Origin of the sequence: Lysinibacillus sp. FSL M8-0216, from assembly GCF_038595555.1 — a bacterium.
GTDB classification, from domain to species: domain Bacteria; phylum Bacillota; class Bacilli; order Bacillales_A; family Planococcaceae; genus Lysinibacillus; species Lysinibacillus fusiformis.
The window spans coordinates 4,021,702-4,045,238 of sequence record NZ_CP152007.1; the positions used below are offsets into that span (position 1 = coordinate 4,021,702).

The 23,537-nt window shown below is 39.6% G+C and carries 20 protein-coding genes; 10 read left to right on the plus strand and 10 right to left on the minus strand.

Going from position 1 to position 23,537, the window contains the following annotated elements:
• Positions 1 to 44 precede the first annotated feature (44 nt).
• Positions 45 to 1,133, plus strand: coding sequence for a glycosyltransferase family 2 protein (locus MKX57_RS20000; protein ID WP_043989571.1), 1,089 nt, complete (start codon positions 45 to 47; stop codon positions 1,131 to 1,133).
• A gap of 170 nt (positions 1,134 to 1,303) precedes the next feature.
• Complete coding sequence (locus MKX57_RS20005; RefSeq protein ID WP_342550557.1) at positions 1,304 to 5,296, plus strand: collagen-like protein; 3,993 nt, start codon at positions 1,304 to 1,306, stop codon at positions 5,294 to 5,296.
• A 140-nt stretch (positions 5,297 to 5,436) separates the two neighbouring features.
• Here the strand turns inward: MKX57_RS20005 and hemY are convergent, their stop codons facing one another.
• The 3 genes from hemY to hemE all read right to left on the minus strand — a co-directional run bounded on the left by hemY (position 5,437) and on the right by hemE (position 8,991).
• Positions 5,437 to 6,858: a protoporphyrinogen oxidase gene (hemY, locus tag MKX57_RS20010; RefSeq protein ID WP_008173311.1), complete on the minus strand. Its 1,422-nt coding sequence runs from the start codon at positions 6,856 to 6,858 to the stop codon at positions 5,437 to 5,439.
• 14 nt (positions 6,859 to 6,872) lie between these two features.
• Complete coding sequence (gene hemH, locus MKX57_RS20015) at positions 6,873 to 7,793, minus strand: ferrochelatase (RefSeq protein ID WP_107922682.1); 921 nt, start codon at positions 7,791 to 7,793, stop codon at positions 6,873 to 6,875.
• 148 nt (positions 7,794 to 7,941) lie between these two features.
• A complete protein-coding gene (gene hemE / locus MKX57_RS20020; protein ID WP_096364806.1) occupies positions 7,942 to 8,991 on the minus strand; it encodes a uroporphyrinogen decarboxylase in 1,050 nt (349 codons plus the stop codon).
• Positions 8,992 to 9,404: 413 nt separating this feature from the next.
• Between hemE and MKX57_RS20025 the strand changes: the two genes are divergently transcribed.
• Positions 9,405 to 9,920, plus strand: a complete 516-nt coding sequence (locus tag MKX57_RS20025; RefSeq protein ID WP_008173317.1) for an antibiotic biosynthesis monooxygenase — start codon at positions 9,405 to 9,407, stop codon at positions 9,918 to 9,920.
• A 57-nt stretch (positions 9,921 to 9,977) separates the two neighbouring features.
• On the opposite strand, the gene MKX57_RS20030 is transcribed toward MKX57_RS20025, so the two are convergent.
• The gene (locus MKX57_RS20030; RefSeq protein ID WP_008173319.1) at positions 9,978 to 11,159 is read right to left on the minus strand and encodes an ABC transporter permease; all 1,182 of its coding nucleotides are present in this window, start codon (positions 11,157 to 11,159) and stop codon (positions 9,978 to 9,980) included.
• Entirely contained in the window at positions 11,143 to 11,892 is a 750-nt protein-coding gene (locus MKX57_RS20035) for an ABC transporter ATP-binding protein (RefSeq protein ID WP_342550558.1), read from the minus strand. The genes MKX57_RS20030 and MKX57_RS20035 overlap by 17 nt, the downstream gene beginning before the upstream one ends.
• Positions 11,893 to 11,996: 104 nt before the next feature.
• Here MKX57_RS20035 and MKX57_RS20040 point away from each other — a divergent pair, with 104 nt between their 5' ends.
• The 6 genes from MKX57_RS20040 to MKX57_RS20065 all read left to right on the plus strand — a co-directional run bounded on the left by MKX57_RS20040 (position 11,997) and on the right by MKX57_RS20065 (position 15,322).
• Positions 11,997 to 12,410 (plus strand): HIT family protein, encoded by a 414-nt coding sequence (locus tag MKX57_RS20040; protein ID WP_089987027.1) that lies wholly within the window; start codon positions 11,997 to 11,999, stop codon positions 12,408 to 12,410.
• A 150-nt stretch (positions 12,411 to 12,560) separates the two neighbouring features.
• Positions 12,561 to 13,097, plus strand: coding sequence for a tryptophan transporter (locus tag MKX57_RS20045; RefSeq protein WP_036120328.1), 537 nt, complete (start codon positions 12,561 to 12,563; stop codon positions 13,095 to 13,097).
• Between the two features lie 133 nt (positions 13,098 to 13,230).
• Positions 13,231 to 13,626: a YtxH domain-containing protein gene (locus MKX57_RS20050; protein WP_025117254.1), complete on the plus strand. Its 396-nt coding sequence runs from the start codon at positions 13,231 to 13,233 to the stop codon at positions 13,624 to 13,626.
• A 157-nt stretch (positions 13,627 to 13,783) separates the two neighbouring features.
• Positions 13,784 to 14,344 (plus strand): HTH-type transcriptional regulator Hpr, encoded by a 561-nt coding sequence (locus tag MKX57_RS20055; RefSeq protein WP_008173331.1) that lies wholly within the window; start codon positions 13,784 to 13,786, stop codon positions 14,342 to 14,344.
• Between the two features lie 176 nt (positions 14,345 to 14,520).
• On the plus strand, positions 14,521 to 15,066 hold the full coding sequence (locus MKX57_RS20060) for a DUF3267 domain-containing protein (RefSeq protein ID WP_008173333.1): 546 nt from the start codon (positions 14,521 to 14,523) through the stop codon (positions 15,064 to 15,066).
• Positions 15,067 to 15,136: 70 nt separating this feature from the next.
• On the plus strand, positions 15,137 to 15,322 hold the full coding sequence (locus tag MKX57_RS20065) for a hypothetical protein (protein WP_008173337.1): 186 nt from the start codon (positions 15,137 to 15,139) through the stop codon (positions 15,320 to 15,322).
• 178 nt (positions 15,323 to 15,500) lie between these two features.
• On the opposite strand, the gene MKX57_RS20070 is transcribed toward MKX57_RS20065, so the two are convergent.
• Positions 15,501 to 15,605, minus strand: coding sequence for a YjcZ family sporulation protein (locus MKX57_RS20070; RefSeq protein ID WP_004230765.1), 105 nt, complete (start codon positions 15,603 to 15,605; stop codon positions 15,501 to 15,503).
• Positions 15,606 to 15,748: 143 nt separating this feature from the next.
• Between MKX57_RS20070 and MKX57_RS20075 the strand changes: the two genes are divergently transcribed.
• On the plus strand, positions 15,749 to 16,729 hold the full coding sequence (locus tag MKX57_RS20075) for a peptidylprolyl isomerase (protein ID WP_342550559.1): 981 nt from the start codon (positions 15,749 to 15,751) through the stop codon (positions 16,727 to 16,729).
• 87 nt (positions 16,730 to 16,816) lie between these two features.
• Here MKX57_RS20075 and MKX57_RS20080 read toward each other — a convergent pair whose 3' ends face one another.
• The 4 genes from MKX57_RS20080 to MKX57_RS20095 all read right to left on the minus strand — a co-directional run bounded on the left by MKX57_RS20080 (position 16,817) and on the right by MKX57_RS20095 (position 23,326).
• The gene (locus MKX57_RS20080; RefSeq protein WP_342550560.1) at positions 16,817 to 18,121 is read right to left on the minus strand and encodes a methyl-accepting chemotaxis protein; all 1,305 of its coding nucleotides are present in this window, start codon (positions 18,119 to 18,121) and stop codon (positions 16,817 to 16,819) included.
• Between the two features lie 164 nt (positions 18,122 to 18,285).
• A complete protein-coding gene (yhaM, locus tag MKX57_RS20085; RefSeq protein ID WP_008173348.1) occupies positions 18,286 to 19,221 on the minus strand; it encodes a 3'-5' exoribonuclease YhaM in 936 nt (311 codons plus the stop codon).
• Positions 19,218 to 22,106, minus strand: coding sequence for an AAA family ATPase (locus tag MKX57_RS20090; RefSeq protein WP_342550561.1), 2,889 nt, complete (start codon positions 22,104 to 22,106; stop codon positions 19,218 to 19,220). The genes yhaM and MKX57_RS20090 overlap by 4 nt, the downstream gene beginning before the upstream one ends.
• A 5-nt stretch (positions 22,107 to 22,111) precedes the next feature.
• A complete protein-coding gene (locus tag MKX57_RS20095) occupies positions 22,112 to 23,326 on the minus strand; it encodes a DNA repair exonuclease (protein WP_008173351.1) in 1,215 nt (404 codons plus the stop codon).
• Positions 23,327 to 23,537 lie beyond the last annotated feature (211 nt).

Sequence of the window (23,537 nt, forward strand, 5' to 3'; positions counted from 1 at the left end):
TTCTATACATATACTACAAGGATAATGGTAAGGAGGAATAAAATGTGGTTTCCATCAGCTTATGTATGATTGTGAAAAATGAAGAAGATGTCATCGGTAGATGTCTTGAATCTGTTAAAGGTTTAGTAGATGAAATCAATATTGTAGATACAGGTTCAACAGATCGTACAAAACAAATTGTTGCTCAATTTACAGATAGAATTTTTGATTTTGAATGGATCCATCATTTTGCCGCTGCCAGAAACTATTCCTTTCAGCAAGCAACGATGGATTACATTCTTTGGTTAGATGCAGACGATGTTTTTTTAGAAGAAGATCAAGAAAAATTTAAGGCGTTAAAGAGTTCTCTTTCCCCTACTATTGATGCCGTTTCAATGAATTACAATCTCAGCTTCGATAGTGAAGGAAATGTAGATGCTTTAATAAGAAGAAACCGACTAGTAAAGAAAGAAAAAAGCTTCCAATGGATTGGTGCTGTTCACGAATATTTGGAAGTAGGTGGCGAATTAATAGAAAGCGATATAGCGGTTAGTCACTTACCATTAACTCATGACCATTCACGTAATATTACGATTTATAAGACATTAGTTGAATCTGGTGAAATATTATCACCACGAGATACATTTTATTTTGCCAATGAGTTATTAGATCACAGTCAATTTGAAGAAGCCATTTACTATTACGAATTATTTTTAACGTCAAAGCTAGGCTGGGTGGAAGATAATATTCGTGCTTGCTTTAAATTAGCGGATTGCTATTCGAATTTAAATGATCCAGAAAACAATTTTAGTGCAATATTAAGAAGCTTTGAATACGATGTACCCCGCCCTGAGGCCTGTTGTCGACTAGGTTATCATTTCATGGAGCAATATAAGAATTATGAAGCTATTTTCTGGTATGAACAAGCACTTATCATTAAACAAAATCCTAACGCTCCTTTTCAAAATAAAAGCTTCTCAACTTGGCTTCCTCACCTACAGCTTTGTGTTCTATTTGACCGTCTACAACAATACGAACTCGCAAACGCACACAATGAATTAGCCGGCTCCTTTATCCCAAACGACGCAAAGGTTTTACACAATAAAAAGTATTTCGAGCAAACTTTAAAGTCTAATCAGACTGATTCCCAGTAATTCTAATCGCTAGAATAAATAGGACAAAAAATTACCCATTAGTATTTAGCAGGTCATTATGAATCTTCAAGTTTTATTAACAAACCTACTATTTACTATTAGTAAATAGTTATGTGTCTACCTCCTCTATCAATTCTCGGAATACGATATTTGAGAGAGGAGGTGAGACTTTGCATTTTGGAAATTATTTAAAACGAGTATGTAGTAAATGTAATTCTTTTCCTTGTTGTTGTAGAACTGGGCCTATTCCAAGTTGTCCAGTTTGGCCTGTAAAACCTACCGGAACTACTGGTGGTATTACAGGGGCTACGGGTGTAACTGGAGCTACTGGGGCTACTGGTGTAACTGGAACCACTGGTGCTACTGGCGCTACGGGTGTAACTGGTGTAACTGGAACCACTGGTGCTACTGGCGCTACGGGTGTAACTGGGGCTACTGGTGATATCGGAGCTACAGGCTCTACTGGTGTTACCGGAGCTACGGGTGTAACTGGAGCTACCGGTTCTACTGGAACTACTGGGGCTACTGGCGCTACGGGTGTAACTGGAACCACTGGTTCTACTGGTGTTACCGGAACTACTGGCGCTACCGGTTCTACTGGAACTACAGGCTCTACTGGTGTTACCGGAGCTGCGGGTGTAACTGGAACTACTGGGGCTACTGGCGCTACTGGCGCTACAGGTGTAACTGGAACCACTGGTGTAACTGGGGCTACTGGTGATATCGGAGCTACAGGCTCTACTGGTGTTACCGGAGCTACGGGTATAACTGGAGCTACCGGTTCTACTGGTGCTACAGGTATAACTGGAACTACTGGGGCTACTGGGGCTGCCGGTTCTACTGGAACTATTGGTTCTACTGGCGCTACGGGTGTAACTGGAACCACTGGTGTAACTGGAACCACTGGTGTAACTGGCGCTACGGGTGTAACTGGGGCTACCGGTTCTACTGGAACTACAGGCTCTACTGGTGTTACCGGAGCTACAGGCTCTACTGGTGTTACCGGAGCTACGGGTGTAACTGGAACTACTGGGGCTACTGGCGCTACCGGTTCTACTGGCGCTACCGGTTCTACTGGCGCTACCGGTTCTACTGGAACTACAGGCTCTACTGGTGTTACCGGAATTACTGGAACTACTGGGGCTACTGGGGCTACTGGCGCTACCGGTTCTACTGGAACTACAGGCTCTACTGGTGTTACCGGAGCTACGGGTGTAACTGGAGCTACAGGCTCTACTGGTGTTACTGGGGCTACCGGTTCTACTGGAACTACAGGCTCTACTGGTGTTACCGGAGCTACGGGTGTAACTGGAACTACTGGCGCTACTGGTGATATCGGAGCTACAGGCTCTACTGGTGTTACCGGAGCTACGGGTGTAACTGGAGCTACAGGTTCTACTGGCGCTACGGGTGTAACTGGAACCACTGGTTCTACTGGTGATATCGGAGCTACAGGCTCTACTGGTGTTACCGGAATTACTGGAACTACTGGGGCTACTGGCGCTACCGGTTCTACTGGAACTACAGGCTCTACTGGTGTTACCGGAGCTACGGGTGTAGCTGGAGCTACAGGCTCTACTGGTGTTACCGGAATTACTGGAACTACTGGTTCTACTGGCGCTACCGGTTCTACTGGAACTACAGGCTCTACTGGTGTTACCGGAGCTACGGGTGTAACTGGAGCTACGGGTGTAACTGGAACTACTGGGGCTACTGGCGCTACCGGTTCTACTGGAACTACAGGCTCTACTGGTGTTACCGGAGCTACGGGTGTAACTGGAGCTACGGGTGTAACTGGAACTACTGGGGCTACTGGCGCTACCGGTTCTACTGGAACTACAGGCTCTACTGGTGTTACCGGAGCTACGGGTGTAACTGGAACTACTGGCGCTACTGGCGCTACTGGTGTAACTGGGGCTACCGGTTCTACTGGAACTACAGGCTCTACTGGTGTTACCGGAGCTACGGGTGTAACTGGAACTACTGGCGCTACTGGTGATATCGGAGCTACAGGCTCTACTGGCGTTACCGGAGCTGCGGGTGTAACTGGAACTACTGGCGCTACGGGTGTAACTGGAACCACTGGTTCTACTGGTGATATCGGAGCTACAGGCTCTACTGGTGTTACCGGAATTACTGGAACTACTGGTTCTACTGGCGCTACCGGTTCTACTGGAACTACAGGCTCTACTGGTGTTACCGGAGCTACGGGTGTAACTGGAGCTACGGGTGTAACTGGAACTACTGGGGCTACTGGCGCTACCGGTTCTACTGGAACTACAGGCTCTACTGGTGTTACCGGAGCTACGGGTGTAACTGGAACTACTGGCGCTACTGGCGCTACTGGTGTAACTGGGGCTACCGGTTCTACTGGAACTACAGGCTCTACTGGTGTTACCGGAGCTACGGGTGTAACTGGAACTACTGGCGCTACTGGTGATATCGGAGCTACAGGCTCTACTGGCGTTACCGGAGCTGCGGGTGTAACTGGAACCACTGGTGTAACTGGGGCTACTGGTGATATCGGAGCTACAGGCTCCACTGGTGTTACTGGGGCTACTGGCGCTACTGGCGCTACCGGTTCTACTGGCGCTACCGGTTCTACTGGCGCTACCGGTTCTACTGGAACTACTGGGGCTACTGGCGCTACTGGGGCTACTGGCGCTACTGGCGCTACTGGTGATATCGGAGCTACAGGCTCTACTGGCGCTACCGGGGCTACTGGCGCTACTGGCGCTACTGGCGCTACTGGTGTAACTGGGGCTACTGGTGTTACCGGAGCTACGGGTGTAACTGGAACTACTGGCGCTACTGGTTCTACTGGTGATATCGGAGCTACAGGCTCTACTGGCGTTACCGGAACTACTGGATCTACTGGTTCTACTGGCGCTACCGGTTCTACTGGAACTACAGGCTCTACTGGTGTTACCGGAACTACAGGCTCTACTGGTGTTACCGGAGCTACGGGTGTAACTGGAACTACTGGCGCTACCGGTTCTACTGGAACTACTGGCTCTACTGGTGTTACCGGAACTACTGGAACTACAGGCTCTACTGGTGTTACCGGAGCTACCGGAGCTACCGGTGTAACTGGAACTACTGGCGCTACGGGTGTAACTGGAACCACTGGTGTAACTGGGGCTACTGGTGATATCGGAGCTACAGGCTCCACTGGCGCTACCGGTTCTACTGGACCTACTGGCGCTACTGGCGCTACGGGTGTAACTGGGGCTACTGGTTCTACTGGTGATATTGGACCTACTGGTTCTACTGGTGTTACTGGTTCTACGGGGGCTACTGGCGTTACTGGAACTACAGGTGTAACTGGAACTACTGGTTCTACTGGCGCTACTGGTGTTACTGGAACTACTGGTTCTACTGGCGCTACTGGTGTTACCGGAACTACCGGCTCTACTGGAACTACAGGTTCTATAGGCCCTACGGGTGTAACTGGAGCTACTGGTTCTACTGGCGCTAATGGTATAACTGGAACCACAGGTTCTACGGGTGTAACTGGAACTACCGGGGCTACTGGCGCTAATGGTATAACTGGAACCACAGGTTCTACGGGTGTAACTGGAACTACCGGGGCTACTGGCGCTACAGGAGCTACAGGTACAACTGGGGCTACGGGTACAACTGGGGCTACTGGTATTATTGGAGCTACCGGGGCTACTGGACCTGCGTTTACTGAAGGATTCTCTGCCTTTAAAAACACGTTGGTTGTTAGTGGATCTACTTCAATCACTAACTGGAGTGTCGCGTCACCATACTTTACAACACCTGCATTCAATCCAACAACTGGCATATTCACTGTACCAACTACAGGTAGATATTCCTTTGAAGCAACCATTAACTACTCCACTACTGCGGCCATTAGTGTTACTTTAGGAGGGGGAATAAACCCATCATTTGCAATTAGGCAAAATGCTACAACAAATTTAATTAGTGGCTTGTTCCCTGTACTAAACGTCAATGTGGCACTTGTATTAACTTTACGAGCAGTTCTTGGAAATGGCACAATCACTTTAGCAGGAGAAGTGAATTTAAATGCTGGAGATACGATTGATTTGTTCTATGAAGCCAATGGATTGACTATCTCTCTTACACTAGGTGGAGCTAACTCTGGTGGTATCGTTTGGTCATGTCATCGAATTTCTTAGAACTAGGTTATCTAGAAAATTGGATGTATAGATGTAGAAATAGCAAACTAAGAAATAGTTAGTTTGCTATTTCTTTTTGTCTTTTGAACTTACTTCAAAAAAAATAGTACAAACATAATGTTTGTACTATCGTGCTTCTACTAACAAAAAATTTCCGCCAACACTTCATCGGCAACATGTTTACCTTGTTGCACACATTCTGGGATGGATATTCCTTCGAATGAGCTACCTGCCAATTTTACAGTTGGAAAATGTTCTCGTAATTCCTGCTTTATCCGTTGGACCTTCGCCTCATGTCCAACGGTGTATTGTGGCATCGCATTTTTCCAACGTGTAACTACTGTCGTTATTGGTTCTCCATCTATACCGATAGTTTTATTTAAATCCTGTAGCACTGTTTTTTCAATCTCAGTATCTGATAATGCTACAATCGCCTCGTCACCCACTCGACCAATATAACTACGTAATAACACATAATCATTAGGTGAGGTACCCGGCCATTTTCGATTCATCCAAGTACATGAAGTGATTGAAAAATCACTATTTCGAGAGACATAAAATGAGAGTGCGTCTAAATCACCAAGCTGGTCCTTTTTAAATGCCATTGTAACGGTTGCGATAGTGGCAGCTTTCATTGTCCCTAGTTCATTTAACAAATTATACTTACTGAACATCTTATCTGCCATATTAAAGGGTGTAGCAATAATGACCGCATCCGCTTTAATATGTGAGAAATTGTTTAGCATTACATGTACAGACCCATCTTTTCCATGCTCAATTTCTTCGACCTTGACACCTTTCATCACTGTCCCAGGAAGTAGAGATTCCTCAATACTTTCGATTAATGTTTCAAGCCCATTACTAAAGGTTTGAAATATCCCTTTATTTTCATCAATAAAATCATTACTTAAGAAATTTGTTCCAGCCTTTTTCATCCCTACTAATAAGCTACGATATTTTTGCTCTAGATGATAAAGCTGCGGGAAAGTTGAGCTCATGCTTAATTGCTCAATATCACCTGCAAATGTCCCTGCTAGTAATGGTTCCACTAGATTTTCAACAACCTCTGCGCCAAACCTTCTTCTAAAAAATGCCCCCAATGGTTGATCATCGTCTTGTGCTGAGCGGGGGATAAAAAAATCACCTGCCGCACGAACTTTACCGCTTAGTGAAAACAAGCCTGATGTAATAAATGATGAGATATGTGGCGTTTCTCCTGATAAAAGATGGCTTGGTATTGGGTATAACTGGCTTCCGACAGCAACATAGTTGGGTCCTGCGTTACTTGTCATGATTTTTTGTTCAATACCGAGATCCTTTGCTAAAGCATTTACATAATTTTCACGGTCAAAAAAAGATTCTGGCCCACGCTCAATAATAAAACCATCTTTTCTTAGTGTTTGAATTTTTCCGCCAAGACGTAATGACGACTCGACAAGTACGATATCTAATGGCAATTCTTTTGTGCTTGCTTGTTTTTGCATATAGAACGCAGCTGTAAGGCCCGTAATACCACCACCTACAACAACTACCTTTCGTCTTTTCTGAGTCACCAACATCATCACTTTCTTTTCGCTTAGCTTAATTTTTTATAAATTGCATCGACCATCGCATCAATAAATAAAGGATGTGTATTTGGCATCGACGGACGATAATATTTTGCGCCTAGTTCATCACAAACGACTTTACATTCAAAATCATTATCATATAACACTTCTAAATGCTCTGTTACAAAACCTACTGGCGTATAAACAAATGAACGGAAGCCTTTTTCTTCATAAAGCTCACGTGTTAAGTCTTGAACATCTGGACCAATCCAAGGCTCTGGTGTCTGTCCTGCTGATTGCCAGCCGACCTCAACGTTTTTCAAACCAGTTGCCTCTTGAATAAGTCGAGCTGTTTCAATTAATTGATCCTCATAAGGGTCACCTAAATCTTTAATTTTTTCAGGAAGTGAATGAGCTGAAACGATTAAACATCCTGTTTCACGTTCTTCTTCAGACATTGACTTAAATGTATCATTAATTTGTTGTTTCCAATACTCAATAAATTTAGGTTCATCATACCAAGATTCTACTGATGTAATCGTTAAGCGATCTCCTGCTGCTTCCACAGCACGGCCATTATAAGATTTAATAGAGAATGTTGAGAAATGAGGAGCTAAAACAATTGATACCGCTTCTTTGATGCCCTCTGCCACCATTTGCTCTATTGCGTCTTCAATAAATGGATGAATATGCTTTAAACCAATAAACAATTTATATTCTACAGCACCCTGAACTTCATTTAAACGTGCACATAACGCTTCAGCTTGTGCCTGTGTTGCTGCTGCTAAAGGAGATAAACCTCCAATTGCTTCATAGCGACTACGTAAATCTTCTAAATGCTCTTCCGAAGGTTTGCGACCATGACGAATATGTGTATAGTAAGGTTCAATATCCTCTTCTTTATAAGGTGTCCCGTATGCCATTACCAATAAGCCTTTAACTTCTTTCATTACCCTTTTCACCTCTAAAATTGTTTTATGTTTTTATACATTATGTGATAAAAAGAAGCTGTCCAATCTATGATGTTGGACAGCCCCCTTTCTATGATGAAAATTTCGTACATAGAAAAGGACATATTTCACATTTGAATCCGCTTTTTTAAGAACGAGCTTGAATTTGTTGTGCACTATATTCATGAATAAGTGTCGTTAAACGCTTTAAGACCTCTGGATCAACCTCTGGGAAAACACCATGACCTAGGTTAAAGATATGACCTGGCATTTCTAAACCTTGATCGATAATATCCTTAGTTCGTTTTTCAATGACTGACCAATCTGCCAATAATAGCGATGGATCAAGGTTACCTTGGACTGGTTTTGTAATACCATTCGCGCGTGCTTCTTTTATTGGTAAACGCCAGTCTAAGCCGACAACATCAATCGGTAAATCATTCCATTCCTTCGCTAAATGACTTGCCCCGACACCAAATTGAATCAATGGTACATTTTCTTTTTGTAATTCCGCAAAAATTCGCGTCATAATTGGTTTTATAAATACACGGTAATCTTCCACATTTAAAGCGCCCACCCAAGAATCAAATACTTGGATTGCTTTTGCACCAGCTTTAATTTGGGCAGTGACATCTGCAATAATCATGTCAGCCAGTTTATCCATTAATGCAAACCAAGCTTGTGGTTCTGACACCATAAATGACTTTGTTTTGTTATAGTTTTTAGAAGGACCACCTTCAATCATGTAGCTGGCAAGTGTAAATGGTGCTCCAGCAAAACCAATCAACGGGACATTTAATTGCTCTTCTGTCAAGATTTTAATAGTCTCTAATACAAATGGTGTATGCTCTTTAGCATTGAATTCACCTAAATTATCAACATCTGCAACTGAACGAATTGGATTAGAGATAACAGGACCAACACCTGCTTTAATTTTTACATCTACGCCAATTCCAGGAAGAGGTGTGACAATATCTTTGTATAATATAGCTGCATCAACATTGTAATTTTCTACAGGTAGACGAGTGACATATGCACATAGCTCAGGTTGATGTGTAATTTCTTCTAATGAATATTTTTCTTTGATGGCACGATATTCTGCCTGAGAACGTCCTGCCTGACGCATATACCATACTGGCGTGTGTGTAGTTTTTTCTCCACGAGCAGCACGCAGAAGTGTATCGTTAAAAGTTGTCATGAATAATTCCTTCCCCTCGATAAATTCATTACTATCCATACGCCCTGGCGTAATTGTGTCCAGATTTCTTGCTCTTTACTCTTCTCTTCAAAATCTGCAATATCGACCAGAGGCTTTATCTTGAATCAGTGGGTTCACCACTCTCTATAGCGGAAAGAGTCTTCTGTGTTTTATACTTCGATTTCAGTACAAAAAACCTTTGCTGAGTCAAGAAAAAAATGTATTATTTATTCCTTTATTATTGATATCCGTTTCCAATAGTAAACGCTTCCTCTGTTATTGTATAGTTTTCCTAGTGAAATGTCATAAAATTGTTCATTCTAGACAGATTCTTTTTGGACAAAGCGTTAGACTTATGCTGAAAAGGGTATAATCACGCTATAATTAGTAAGATTCATAAGGAGGATAAATTGATGAATATTTATTTAACTTCTGGTACTGGTGATTTTTTAGAACAACTGAAAAATAAGTATCCAAATGAGCATATGATCTTAATTCATGGAGAGGGAAATTCTGTATTAATTCATGAAACAGAAGGGAAATCTGTTTTTGCCACACCTCGCAAATTTGAAGTGTTAGATTCGGTAAATGAGCTAGAAGAACGTGGATTCTTTGTTCTTAATAATATTCCTGTAACAGATGAAGGACGCCCTGTTTTCGAGCATCGCTTTTTACAACGTTCACATGCCATTGAGGATGAGCCAGGCTTTGAGTCCTACAGATTACTTCGTCCCATCAAGGATGACACTTATATTGTCATGACTCAGTGGCATGGACCACATTCATTCGAAGCATGGAAAAGCTCTAAAGCCTTTGAAAACGCACATGCAAAAAGAGATGATTCCAGTGGTGTAAATCAGCAGAACATCTTCTCGGCAGCTTCCTATGTAACAACTTATAGTGCTATGCCAAAAGAGGATACAGAATAGATCTACAACAAATAAAAGCTCATCTTCTCAGCACAGGCTGGGAAAATGAGCTTTTCATTATTTAGATACTTTCGCAGTCAATTCACTAATTACTAAAACAATGACAACTACAATATAAAACATCGGCTGTGTAATCGCACATAATCCTACGATGATCGCTTGTGTAATCATAGCTAGACGTACAATTTGCTTCACAGCTAGTTGACGAGCATTATCCGGCAACGGAAACAGCATGTCCATGCGGAATTCCCCACTTGAAAGTAATGCTTGTTTTAATTGGATAGTCGTTGCAAAGCTTAGTGCCGCGGCAACAATCCATGTAACTATTGGAATGTCTACAAATGCTGCAATTACTGCTGAAATGGCCGTAAGACGGAGCCATAAATAAAAATGATCATCTGTACGGACAAAAGTGCGAAATACTAAATACTTTTGAGCGTTATTTTTACCATATGGAACGAATTTATAGAGCCAGTCCATCCAGCCTCGACGTCGGATGCTTCCATGTAAATGGGGTACATCTGTAAAATAATTTGCGAAACGATAAAAGCTCATCATTCGATTTTGCTCAAGCTTTACAAAATGTTCGTAAGGTACTGGTTCTCCTACAGATTTTTTTCTAAAGACAATAATATAAATAACACTTATGACTGTAGCAACAATTGATAGGAGCAACTGAGCTTGCAGCCCCATATAAACAGCGGCAGCAAATATTATTGCTCGAATCAGCCTGTCCACCCAAACCATTTGACCACGTTCACTATATCGATAGCTGAATTCTCCTCGTACACTTATATATTTCAGCACAATCACAAGTAGGAATATCGACCAAATGTCAGCCGTTGTTAAATCCGTCACTGCTTTTAATAGTGGAATACTAACAATGTAGACGATCGCTACAATCCAAACCTGAGACCAAAATGTCCAAGCCAGTGCCTTGCTAAAATACAGCGACATTTTTGACTCTAGGGGCAATAGGTACACTTGGTCTGGCTCTCTCAAAAGCGTAGTAGGGCGACTAAAGGCTAATAAAACGCCTATAAAAACAGCAATAAGTATTTCAGCTGGGAAATCTGTCTGTACAACTTTCAACCATTCACTATATTGGTAGCCTCCTGCTCCAATTAGAAATACAAGTACAATGGCAATATGCCCTGTAAAAATAAATTGCATATATTTTTGTACTTCTCCTATATAATGCATGAAGCGAGAGGACCATACATCACGCAAGTTCTTCATGGTCCCGCTCCTTTGTCATTGCAATATATAGATCGTCCAATGTTGCATTGGGCATCGCAAATGTTTGTCGCAAATCTGCCATCGTTCCTTGCGCTCGAACTCTTCCTTCGTGCAATAATATAATTCGATCACAATGCTTTTCGGCAGTCGATAAAATATGCGTAGACATTAATATGGAAGCACCTTCTTTTTTCTTCTCATCCATTTGATCTAATAATGATTGAATTCCGAGTGGATCTAACCCCACAAAAGGTTCATCAATAATATAAAGACTAGGATTCACTAGAAATGCACACATAATCATAACCTTTTGACGCATTCCCTTTGAAAAATGTGATGGGAACCAGTTTAATCTTTTCTCCATTCGAAATTCCTTTAAAAGTACTTCAGAACGAGCATCTAGAGTTGCCTTATCAATACCGTAAGCCATCGCTGTTAATTCTAAATGTTCCCTCAATGTTAGTTCATCGTAAAGCACAGGGGTTTCAGGGATATAAGAAAAGGCTGTACGATACTTGTCCGTATCTTCCTTTAACGTTCCTCCATTAAGGTAAATATCCCCTTCTTTTGGCAACATTGTTCCTATTATATGTTTAATCGTTGTACTTTTACCGGCCCCATTCAAGCCAATTAAGCCAACAAGCTCTCCTTTTTCAATAGTAAAAGATAAATCTTTAATAACAGGTTTTCTTGTATATCCGCCTGTCACATGCTGTACCTCTAATACTGACATAACCTCACTCCTCTTCTTGTTTTATATTTTATCAAAAATTAGCAAATGATACAGGTTTGAGTATGATAGAATGAATTTACATATACGATAAGGGGGAAATTCTCATGAGCGATTGCCTATTTTGCAAAATTATCGATGGATCCATTCCAAGTACAAAAGTGTATGAAGACGATCATGTCTATGCATTTACAGACATTTCACCAGTTGCAAAAGGTCATACTTTACTAATTCCAAAGCATCACTGCCAAGATCTATACGAAATGCCAGAGGATGTTGCACGCAACTTATATGCTGCGGCACCGAAAATTGCGAATGCCATTAAGGCAGCGTTTGAGCCAATCGGTTTGAATACGATTAATAATAATGGGGCAGCGGCTGGACAAACTGTGTTCCACTATCATCTACATTTTATTCCTCGTTATGACGAAAAAGAAGGCTTAGGTTTAGTTTGGCAAACACAAAAATATTCACCAGAACAATTGACTGAAGTGGCAGAAAGTATTAAAGCCAACCTATAACGTTTTTTGTAATATATTAACATTTTAATAACCCACATACTGTATTGCAAATATAAAAATTTTAGCGTACAATCACAAATAAGTTTCGCTAACGGTCAAGAGGACACGTTGGGAAACTAATAGATTAGCTCAGTCGAGGAGAGATAAAAAATGAATACAAAGAATTTAGTATTAATGGCCCTTTTAGTTGGGATCGGTGCGGCACTATATGTCGTTACACCAGGAATGATTAACGGCATGAAACCCGATTTCATGTTAACAATGATGTTTATTGGCATATTATTGTTTCCTACAGTGAAAGAAACGTTTTTACTTTCGCTAGCAACAGGTGTACTTTCAGGTTTGTTTACAACATTTCCTGCCGGTCTAGTTCCAAACATTATTGATAAAGCTGTAACAGGCTTTGTGTTTTTAGCTGCTGTAATTGTTCTAAAAAAGATAGCAAATAGTTTCGCTGTCTCTGCAGTTTTAGTTGGTTTGGGTACTATCCTATCAGGTACGGTCTTTTTAGCAGTGGCACTTTTTGTTTTCAATGCAAATGTAGGTGCAACGTTTGCGATGCTCTTTATTGGGGTTGTCCTTCCAGCGGTAGCATTTAATGTCGTTGCTTTTGCTATTATTTATCCTATTGTTGCAAAATTAGTGAAGCGCTCTAAATTTGTGACTGCCATTTCTCAGATTTCATAAATACTAACTTTAAAATAATCGAAAGAAACTGAACGGTGATGCTCTATCACTTGCTCAGTTTCTTTTTCTTTTTGTATTTATGCAATTCATGGTTTAATAGTAGTTAATCATGACAAGAAATGAGGTATATAATATGAAAGCAAAACCATTTTTAATTGGACTAGCAACAGGTATTATTGGTGGAACAGTTGCTGTGCTGTTCTCAACCCCACAATCAGGCCAGCAGTTACGCACAACGTTAAAACAAAATGCAGACCAAACAAAAGGTATGCTCCTTGATGTTAAACAACAAGTAGGGACTGTGAAACATTCTGTCAATACATTAACAAACGAAGTTAAAAATAATATCCCACAAATAATAAATGATTTAAAACAAACAATTACGACTTTTACAGAAGAAATAGAGCCAAATAAAAATAATTTGCAACAAGAATTAGATGCTTTACAGAATTCGATAAGCGAAATCGAGAAAAACATTGCACAATTCACAGAAAACAAGAAAAAACCGCAGGAAAAAATTAGCGACTAAAGTCCTTTCTAGATGCTAATTAATCTATTTTTTCATCAAAAATTATTGCTATAATATTATTTTTTAACCACTTTTCAATTTTTTAATTTTTCTAACTTTAAACTTTTTTTCTTTACTGCTATAATATTTTTAAAAATGTGAAAGAAAGCAGTAGGTGATGGTTTTGTCAGAGGAATTATACACACAAAAAGAAGCAATGCTCTACAGTCAAAGAATCGCGCAATTATCGAAAGCACTATGGAAAGCGGTTGAAAAAGATTGGCAACAATGGATTAAACCATATGATTTAAATATTAATGAACACCATATTTTGTGGATTTCCTATCATTTAAAAGGAGCCTCTATTTCTGATGTAGCAAAGTTCGGAGTCATGCATGTTTCTACAGCATTTAACTTCTCCAAAAAATTAGAAGAGCGAGGCTTCCTTAAGTTTTCGAAGCGAGATGATGATAAGCGTAATACGTATGTTGAGCTAACTGAAGCTGGCACAGAGCTTATTGTAGAGATGAATAAAAACTACCATAATACTTATCATTCTGTATTAGAAGGATCATTGGCCTTAAAAGACTTATACGGCCGTTTCCCAGACTTTTTAGACGTAATGGCTGTCATTCGAAATATTTATGGTGAGGATTTCATCGATATTTTTGAACGCTCCTTTCAGCATTTCCGTGATTCCTTTGACACGCTTGAAGAACGTCCAACTGTAAAAGGATAAAATAAGGCTATCGTACAGATATTTTCCTGTGGGTTCTAACTGTTCATTCAGAAATAAATCATGTGAAAGGAGGTATTTCAGAAATATTTCTGAAGTACCTCCTTTCTCTTGCATTCTAAGACAATTCAATTTACATTAAATAGGACACTTCCTATTTTCGGAGTTGATAATAAACCATGCATTGTTGGAAAATTTTAAATCTTGAACATCATTACGGCACTACGCGTATTATTATAATGGGTGTTATTACTTTCTTATCCGTTTTTTCAGTATCGTATGTGACGTTTAATTTATTCAACGAGGAGCATTATACAGATCGTTTATTCTGGCTCTTTGTAATAGCTGTATTAACACTTTATCCGGTTCACAAGTTTTTACACTTTCTCGCTCTTTACGATTTACGCCAGCATCTTAAATTGCGTGTCCGTACGCAATTTTATCTAATTCCAGTATTACACATGCGTATTCGTGAACCTTTATCCAAAAACCGTTATATACTAGCACTTCTTACGCCATTTATCGTTCTTAATACTAGTATTATAATAGGTACTTGGCTACTACCAGCATACACACATTACGGTACTTTGCTGTTAGCGTATCATTGTAGTCTATGTTTGATTGATATACTTTACGTGAAATATTTATTGAATTCACCAAAAAACTCACAAGTTGAAGAAACACCGAAGGGCTATGAAATTTTAGTTCCACCAACGGTTCACTAAATTGCTTGTACTTGTTTTTTAATGGCGTTCTTTGTTATGCTATTACTATTGAAAGAGGGGAGGAATAGACTTGCTATTAATGATTGTAGTTCTATTCTCGGTATTCTATTTATTTCAAATTAACCGTATGACATATGCTCTATGTATGCGACGTGAAATTCCCGAAGAAAACCAGCCAAAAATATTCCGAACTATAAATATACTTATTACCATTTTACTTGTCTCATTTTATATTGAAATTTTATACGCGGTATAACAACTGAAAAGTAAAATACATTCACATCCGCATGCGACAAGATAAGTTGAGTCCCCATAAAACAACTTACTCAAACCATTACTAATGGCTTGGATCTCTGGCATGCAGCGTGAATGTCTAACACTGTTAAGAAAAGCTAAGAGTTATTGGAGCTCTTAGCTTTTCACTGTTTTATTAATTAGTATAGGAACGCTGCACCAACGATAATTAATAAAATAAATAACACAACTAATAAAGCAAAGCCTGAGCCGTAGCCACCGCCACCGTATCCTCCGTTGCCCATAACTTCACCCCCTTTCTTTTCTATATCCTATGCGCTTCAAAAATTGAAATATAGGCAATACTCAAGGGGGAACCATTTTGTTTTTAAAACGTTTATGTTATAGTAAAAAATGGACGAAACCATGTTAGGAGAGAATATCCACTATGAAAAAAACAGTTTTATCTTTAACTTTAGCTGCTTCTGTTTTAGCGCTCGGTGCGTGTAGCGGCGGAGATAGCAAAGCAATCGTTACTTCTAAAGTTGGCGACATTTCAGTTGCTGACTTTAATGAAAAAGCCAAATCTTTAACAGGCTCATATGTATTACAACAATTGGTGACTGAAAAAGTATTGTCTGACAAATATGAAGTAACAGATAAAGAACTTAAAGAAGCTTATGATACTACAGCTTCACAATTTGGTGATGGTTTTGCACAAGCACTTGCTGAAAGTGGCTTAACAGAACAAGGCTTTAAAGATTCTTTACGCGTGCAACTTCTTCAAGAAAAAGCTTTAAAAGATCAAGCTATTAAAGAAGAAGATGTGAAAAAATACTATGAGCAAATGAAAACAGAATTAAATGGTCGTCATATTTTAGTAGCAGATGAAAAAACAGCAAAAGAAGCCATTGAGAAAATTAAAGGTGGCGCTAAATTTGCTGATGTAGCAAAAGAGTACTCTACAGATACAGCTTCTGCACAAAATGGTGGGGAGCTTGGTTGGTTCTCTGTTGGTTCAATGGTTGATGAGTTTAACGATGCTGCTTATGCCCTTGAATTAAACACTTTAAGTGAGCCAGTAAAGTCTAGCTTCGGTTATCACGTAATCGAAATTACGGACAAGCGTGACGTGAAAGATGTTGGTGCTTTTAAAGATGAAGAAGAAAAAATTCGTACATCGATGTTAAGTAAACTGAACCAAACAGGTGAAGCGCAAACTATTCTAAAAGATATCGTTGCGAAAATGGCAAAAGATGCAAATGTTAAAACTTCTGATAAGGATTTAAAAGATTCCCTAGAATTCTTTACTACAACAAGTGAAGAGCAAGCTAAGGCCGCTGAAGAAGCAGCTAAAAAAGCAGAAGAAAATGCTGCTAAGGAAGAATCTAGCGACAAAGCAGAAAATACAGATAAAGAATCTAAATAATTAGGATGATTGACCTTTTTCATTAAAGGAGCAACATTCTCAAAGAAAGGGAGCATCTTATAATACAGATGCTCCCTTTCTCTTTTGCTATTTTACTTTAAATTGGCTTATTTCGGCTTGTAAGTCATTTGACATCGTCTGGAGGATATTTGCTGCACTTGCAATTTCCTCGTTAGAAGCCGTTTGCTGCTCAATAGAGAGCGCGATATGCTGTATACCTGAAGTGGTGCTATTTGCAATACCTACAATTTCTTTCGTTGCATAATCGGTTTGGCTCGCCTTCTCATTTACACGCAATACTATATCCGTAACTTCCTTTGTACGATGGCTAATTTGTTGTAGATATTCTACAATATTTTTAAAGGCACCGCCTGTTTGTTCAACAGCCTCTCGCCCTTCCTCTACAAATTGTGTACCACTATTAATAGCATAAACTGCGCTTGATGTTTGGCTTAAGATATCATCTACTAATGTTCTAATATTGTCAGCAGCCTTCCCAGATTCCTCAGCTAGTTTTCTCACTTCATCGGCGACAACCGCAAATCCTTTTCCTGCTTCTCCTGCACGTGCTGCCTCAATGGAAGCATTCAATGCAAGTAAATTTGTTTGATCCGTAATGCTTGTAATGAGTGCCACAATTGTACTAATTTCCTTCGATTTTTCCCCTAATGCATTGACAACCTCTGTTGATTGGTGAACAGATTCATTAATAGTATTCATTTTTCCAATCGTTTGTTCAATTAACTGTAATCCTAAATCGGCCTTTTGGTTCGTTTCATTCGCTATATCCGCAACTGCCTGAACTGCGGATGAAGCATAATCCATATCTTTGGAAATTAAGTTAGCAGAATCAGATAATAAGTCCATTTGCTGCAATTGACCTTCCGCGCTAGCGGCAATTTCTCGAATTGCAACAGAGATGGTTTCAACTGTATTACTACTTTGCTCTGTAATCGTAGTAAATTCATTTGTATAAGCAGAGACATCCGTAGATGCTTTATTCGCCTTTTCAATAACTGAGCCGATTTGCTCTAACATATGATTAAATTCAGTCGATAATTGACCAATTTCATCTTTCAATTTATCATCTATACGTATTGTCAAATCGCCATCCGCAGCTTGCGTCATTGCTTTTAACACACGCTTTACACGCTTTAAGACGATATATCTTGTACATAAAGAAATAATTACTGTCCCAATAAATAGCGAAATAAATGTATTGATGGCAACACCTGCGCTACCATTTAACTCCACTACCTTTTCGATTTGTTGGCTAACGAACTCAGAAATATGTGAGCTAATAAATAAACTGATTCCAATAGCTAGTATCATTTTGAAAATCAAACTTTTCCAAAACTTTATTTTACGTGAAACAAGTCCCTCTTTATCCATTGTTTTTCCCCATTCCTATAAATTCTTCCTATATTCTAAAATAAATACAGTATTGGTACAATGGATAGGTACTGAAATTCCGCAGATATATAATTAGACTTATATAAAAGCTCGCCCACACAGTTATTTAGAAACGAAAATTTCACAAATAATGTGTTGAATGATTAAAATGTTGGCTTATAAAACGATCGGTTATCCAGAGGGAATAGTCGCTCTGTAAATTCACCAGGTGCCGTTTTACCTAATGCTCTAGTCAACATATTCATCTTAGCATCGATGTTATCAATATAATGTAAAATTTCTGCTTCTTGAACCATCGGCTTTTTTGGACTACCCCACTCTTCCTTGCCATGGTGAGATAATACCATATGCTGTAAAAGCATCACTTCTTCACCTTCGATTTCTAGCTCACTAGCAATCTTAGCAATTTCATTCACCATAATCGTAATATGTCCTAACAGGTTGCCCTCCACTGTATATGTCGTGGCAATAGGTCCAGACAGCTCCACAACTTTTCCAATATCGTGCAAAATAATACCTGCATATAACAGGTCTCGATTAAGAGTCGGATATAAATCAGCAATGGCTTTACCTAGTTTTAACATGGACACCATATGATCTAATAAGCCAGAAGCATAATCATGATGATTTTTAGTTGCCGCTGGAAAAACTAATATGGCGTCCTGATGTTTTTTAATGGCTGCTCTCGTCATACGTGAAATATTTGGATTTTTAATATCAAAGAAAAATTGATTCAACTCTTCAAATAGTTGTTCCTTTGGTGTTGCAGAGGAGGGTACTAAATCATGAATGGCAATTCCTTCTTCTGGCTTTGCCACACGAATGGCTTTGATGCGCAATTGATTTTTCCCTCTGTAGTCGTGAATTTCTCCGCCGACACGTACAATGGCTTCAGCATGATACATCTTTTCATGATCCTCATTTGTATCCCAAAGCTTTGCCTCAATATCTCCACTTTTATCTTGTAATATTAGCGACATAAATGGCTTCCCAACAGTAGTAACTCCTTTTGTCGCTTGTTTAATTAATAAATATTGATCAACTGCTTCTCCAACCTGGAGCGTTGTAATTCCTTTCATGTTGACGCCACTCCCCTTTCATTTGCTAGTGCTCCTACATCAATAATTTGCTCTTTCGGCCAATGTTTGAGCATTTCGTCATGGCAAGTAAAATATAAAATTTGACGCTCATATCCTACTTCTTTCATTAATTGTACCATTTTGTCTGTACGGTTTCGATCAAAATGGACAAACGGATCATCCATAATAATCGGGAATGGCGCAGAGGTCATCAACGTTTGGGCAAGTGCCATACGTAATGCCATGTAGGCTTGCTCCTTAGTCGCCTGTGATAATTCAACCATTTGATAACGAATTCCTGCCACATCTTTCGCAATAAAGTAGCCCTCTTCATGAATCGTAAGTTGATCGTAGCGCCCTCCAGTAAGTAATTGGAATATCGCATTAACCTTCGATAAAACATGTGGTAATTTTTTTTCTCGAAGACGAAATAATGTTTCATGAATAGCAGTCGCCACAGCTTTTTTCGTTGCCCAATGCTCAATCAATTGCTGTAACTCCGATTTTTCTTGTTCAAACTGTTGAAGCATTTGGCCATATTTTTCGTCATTTAATAACTGTTCCTTTTCAATTTGCAAGGCAGCACGATGTTCAAGACATCGGTCTATATCCACTTGCAAAGACGTTTGCTCCTGCTCTAAAACACGCATATTCTCCATAACAGAGTCCTCTATTAACTCATCGTGTTCAGATAAATTCAACGAGGCTAGTTGAGCCAGAACCGTTTGAAGCTCTGTCGTAATTTTTCTCTGCTGCTCAGATTGCTCATATCTCTCATAATAATCTCGTTCGTTTTGCACCTGTGCTTCGTTCAATAGCTGTGTCATATCAGCGGTATAACGATCTATTCGTGTTTGTCCACTTTGTAGTTTAATCTTGATGTCAGCTAGCTGCGCTTGTGCTTGCTGCACTTGTTGTTGCTGTTGCTGCGCTTCCAGGTAGGCTGTGCGCAAATACATATATATTTCATGTTCATTATAAATTTCATTTAGTACTTGTTGAAGCTGTTCATAAAGGCCATTCTTTTCATCCTGAATTTCTTGCAAAAGGCTAATGGAACCGTCCCTTTTAACCGCCAGTTCTTGCACATTTCGTATGCGCATAAATAACTCTGGCATTAACGTTCTAGCGATCGTACCTTGTAAGCGATAGCGTTTTAAAAATTGCTGCAATGACTGCGTAGTTTCCTCACTCTCTAACTCTGCTTGCTGAATTTTATATTCCAATTGGGCATACTGCTGCTCCTTCTCGCTTTGCTGGTCATTGACATGTAACCAGCGATCTTCCAATCTTTGTTTTTTTAGGAGTATAGTTTGTACAGTCATTTCATCTTGCTCTAATTGTCGTAAGAGGTGACCATTTTCTTTATTGGGCGCCTCTGTGGTTTGTCTAACAAACTTCATCAACAATATTGTTATGATTGTTAAAACTACACCAATAATGGCCACCGCCACATTTTTTTGAATAACCCCATAAACAAATGACAATACACCAATTAATAAAATCATCCAAGAAAAATAATTAGGCTGCCTTTGTTTAGTCCGTTGCGATTTGGCAGCACGCAATTGCTCAAGCCTCCGCTTTTGTTGAGGCCACTGTGCTAAAATATGTTCTTCTTCCTTTGTTAATGACTCCTGGTTTAACCTTTGCTTTTGTTGCGTTATGGCATCTAATTCTTGATGGATTTGCTCTAGCGAACGTAAATGAAACTTTAGCTCATCCTCCGCCTCTTCTAGCTTTTGTAATTGCTGTTGAAATTGCTGTTCCTGCTGTAAGGATACTGTTTCTCCAAGAAGAATGTTCTGTGCCTCTTTTTCTTGCACACCTAATAAACGAAACTGCGTATCAATTTCTTGCTCCAGCATAAAGAGATCATCTCGTAAGTTTTTCTCCTTCACGATCAACTGATGCCATGTTGCCTCCTTTTGCATAAGGCGGCCCATTTCATTTACGGTTTGCTCATTCACAGTAGCTAGCACTTTTTCCTGTAGCAATTGATATTGTTCTTTTAATTGCAGCAACTGCTGACTTTCGTGTAAAAGACGGTCCTTTGCTTGTTCATATCGTCTTACACCTTCTGCTGGAAATTGAACATATTGATCATCCCCTAATGCTTGCTGCAACATCTGTTGTTGCTTGATAAGAGGAAGGGCCTGCTTTTGAACCGTTAAGTATTGCCATTGCTGTTGTTGCTTTTTTTGAGTGGCATAAAGTTTCTCTAGGTTTTGCTCAAGAAGTTGCAATTGTTGTAATTTATCCTCAAATGTTTGGATCTTACCTTGCTCGAGTCTAATCGTTCGCTCCAATTGCTTTAACTGCTCAATTTTTTGATTAATTACTGGAACTTTACCTGTTTTCTTAAATAACTCGTTCGCCTCTTTATCCATTTTTTTCTCAAGAGCAGACAGGTGCTGGATACCTGTTGTGCCAGAGGAGAGGAGAAGATGTGTTAATTCCTCCTCTGACATTTTTTCAATGCCTTGAAGCTCATGCAAAGAAAATGAAAAAATAGATTCAAAGGATGCTCTAGAATAGCCATATAAAAGCTTAGCTAACAACTCCTCCTGTCCCGTTGTACCATCTTCAAGATAAACAGTAACATCACCTGAAGCCTTGCCTTTCACACGCTCAATAATGCAGGAACCATAAATAGGGTGTAATAGTGTCAGTTGACCACCAAACTTAGTCGATGTTTTTGGTTCATATTTGCGCTGAGTCTGCTGCCTTGTTGGAAAGCCAAAGAGCATCTGTAAAACAAATTGCTGAATCGTTGTTTTTCCTGCCTCATTTAAACCATAAAAAATTGTAACGCCTTCATTTAAGGGAATTGTCAGGTTTTGATGCTTACCAAAGCCATAAATTTGTAGTTTTTTGATTGTTAGCATGTGCATCACGCCCTTTGAATTTCTTCCGCCAATAGTGACTGTGCGTTGTGCGTTAAATTCTTTATATCCTTTTCAGATAAAGGCTCGATCAGTCTAGCACCACCAGCATACTGGTACAAGTCTTTTAGTATATCCTTCCAGTCAGTACTATCCCATTGCTCCATTAAACTTACGACTGATTGCGTAGCAGCAGAATATTCACCGTGAATTGAAGGTTTTTGTAACACCATTTTTTGTACCCAGCACATTGGCTCAATCCCTTCTTCTGCCTCGCGAATAGTCTCCAGCCATGCGTCCACCGTCGCATGCTCAAACAAGGCCTCTGTTTGCTCATCAATATTTTTTAAATAAAGCTCCACTACCGTCGCTCCCAATGAAGTTCTATTGACAGCAATTGCTTCCTCGCATCTTTTAAGTAATTCATTAGCATGGACGATATTCGTACAATCCACCTCTATTGTGTTATAAACAATGGTGGAGGTAGGAATAAAATCAAGTTCACATGCTGTTTGAGATAAAGTTACATCATAGCAACCTTTTATTCCTTGTTCTTTACGATGACGGCTTTGAATATTGCCTGGATAAACGATAGGAGGGTTTTCATGTAAGAGCTGTCGTTTATGAATATGCCCCAACGCCCAATAATGATAGTTCCGTTCAAGTAGTTGCTGTTTTGTAAATGGAGCATATAAAGCGTGTGAAGTATCGCTTGCCTCACTGCCATGCAGCATGCCAATATGAATTGCATGAGAATCTTGAGCGATTGGATAAGTATCAATAACCGACTCCTTTAAGTGGCGTTCACTATAGCTGAAGCCGTATATACAGACTTGCTGACCGCGGATTTTCAACTGGACAACACTCGTCTCAGCCGGTAATTCATACACATTACTTGGTAAAGAAAAACGTGTCCAAGTTCCTTTTAAATGATCATGGTTCCCATAGCTAATAATTACAGGAATATTGTGTTGAAAAAGTTTCTCCATTGCCTCTTGAAATTTCCTTTGGGCTTGTAAACTGCGATTTTCACCATCGTAAATATCTCCGACAATTAATAAAAAGTCGGGCTGCTCCTGAATGGCCTTTTGAATAATTTTATCAAAAGCATCAAACGTACTTGATCGAATCTCCTTCAAAATGTGTTCAGGTAAGCCAAATAAGCCCTTAAATGGACTATCTAAATGTAAATCTGCCATATGGAAAAAACGAATTGCTGACATCCAATCACCCCAACTATAGATAATTCCCACCTCAGTTAGTTACTACAAACTATCAACCAAAGCAGTCATATGATTACAAAACCGAATATTTGTTCTATTTTATCATACTTCCCTATTTATGAAAAATGGTAATGCTTAAAAAAAAAGGTCGACTTACTTTTTCCACAATTTTCGTAATTTATCAAATAGTTTACTAGTTTTACCGTGAAGT

Bases quoted from the DNA above. Each gene is read 5' to 3' on its own strand.
- MKX57_RS20060 (WP_008173333.1), top strand. From the start codon at position 14,521: ATGCATTGTTGGAAAATTTTAAATCTTGAACATCATTACGGCACTACG.
- MKX57_RS20025 (WP_008173317.1), top strand. From the start codon at position 9,405: ATGAATATTTATTTAACTTCTGGTACTGGTGATTTTTTAGAACAACTG.
- hemE (WP_096364806.1), bottom strand. From the start codon at position 8,991: ATGACAACTTTTAACGATACACTTCTGCGTGCTGCTCGTGGAGAAAAA.
- MKX57_RS20055 (WP_008173331.1), top strand. From the start codon at position 13,784: ATGGTTTTGTCAGAGGAATTATACACACAAAAAGAAGCAATGCTCTAC.
- MKX57_RS20075 (WP_342550559.1), top strand. From the start codon at position 15,749: ATGAAAAAAACAGTTTTATCTTTAACTTTAGCTGCTTCTGTTTTAGCG.
- MKX57_RS20080 (WP_342550560.1), bottom strand. From the start codon at position 18,121: ATGGATAAAGAGGGACTTGTTTCACGTAAAATAAAGTTTTGGAAAAGT.
- hemY (WP_008173311.1), bottom strand. From the start codon at position 6,858: ATGATGTTGGTGACTCAGAAAAGACGAAAGGTAGTTGTTGTAGGTGGT.
- MKX57_RS20045 (WP_036120328.1), top strand. From the start codon at position 12,561: ATGAATACAAAGAATTTAGTATTAATGGCCCTTTTAGTTGGGATCGGT.
- MKX57_RS20040 (WP_089987027.1), top strand. From the start codon at position 11,997: ATGAGCGATTGCCTATTTTGCAAAATTATCGATGGATCCATTCCAAGT.
- MKX57_RS20070 (WP_004230765.1), bottom strand. From the start codon at position 15,605: ATGGGCAACGGAGGATACGGTGGCGGTGGCTACGGCTCAGGCTTTGCT.
- yhaM (WP_008173348.1), bottom strand. From the start codon at position 19,221: ATGAAAGGAATTACAACGCTCCAGGTTGGAGAAGCAGTTGATCAATAT.
- MKX57_RS20090 (WP_342550561.1), bottom strand. From the start codon at position 22,106: ATGCTAACAATCAAAAAACTACAAATTTATGGCTTTGGTAAGCATCAA.
- MKX57_RS20050 (WP_025117254.1), top strand. From the start codon at position 13,231: ATGAAAGCAAAACCATTTTTAATTGGACTAGCAACAGGTATTATTGGT.
- MKX57_RS20035 (WP_342550558.1), bottom strand. From the start codon at position 11,892: ATGTCAGTATTAGAGGTACAGCATGTGACAGGCGGATATACAAGAAAA.
- MKX57_RS20030 (WP_008173319.1), bottom strand. From the start codon at position 11,159: ATGAAGAACTTGCGTGATGTATGGTCCTCTCGCTTCATGCATTATATA.
- MKX57_RS20095 (WP_008173351.1), bottom strand. From the start codon at position 23,326: ATGTCAGCAATTCGTTTTTTCCATATGGCAGATTTACATTTAGATAGT.
- hemH (WP_107922682.1), bottom strand. From the start codon at position 7,793: ATGAAAGAAGTTAAAGGCTTATTGGTAATGGCATACGGGACACCTTAT.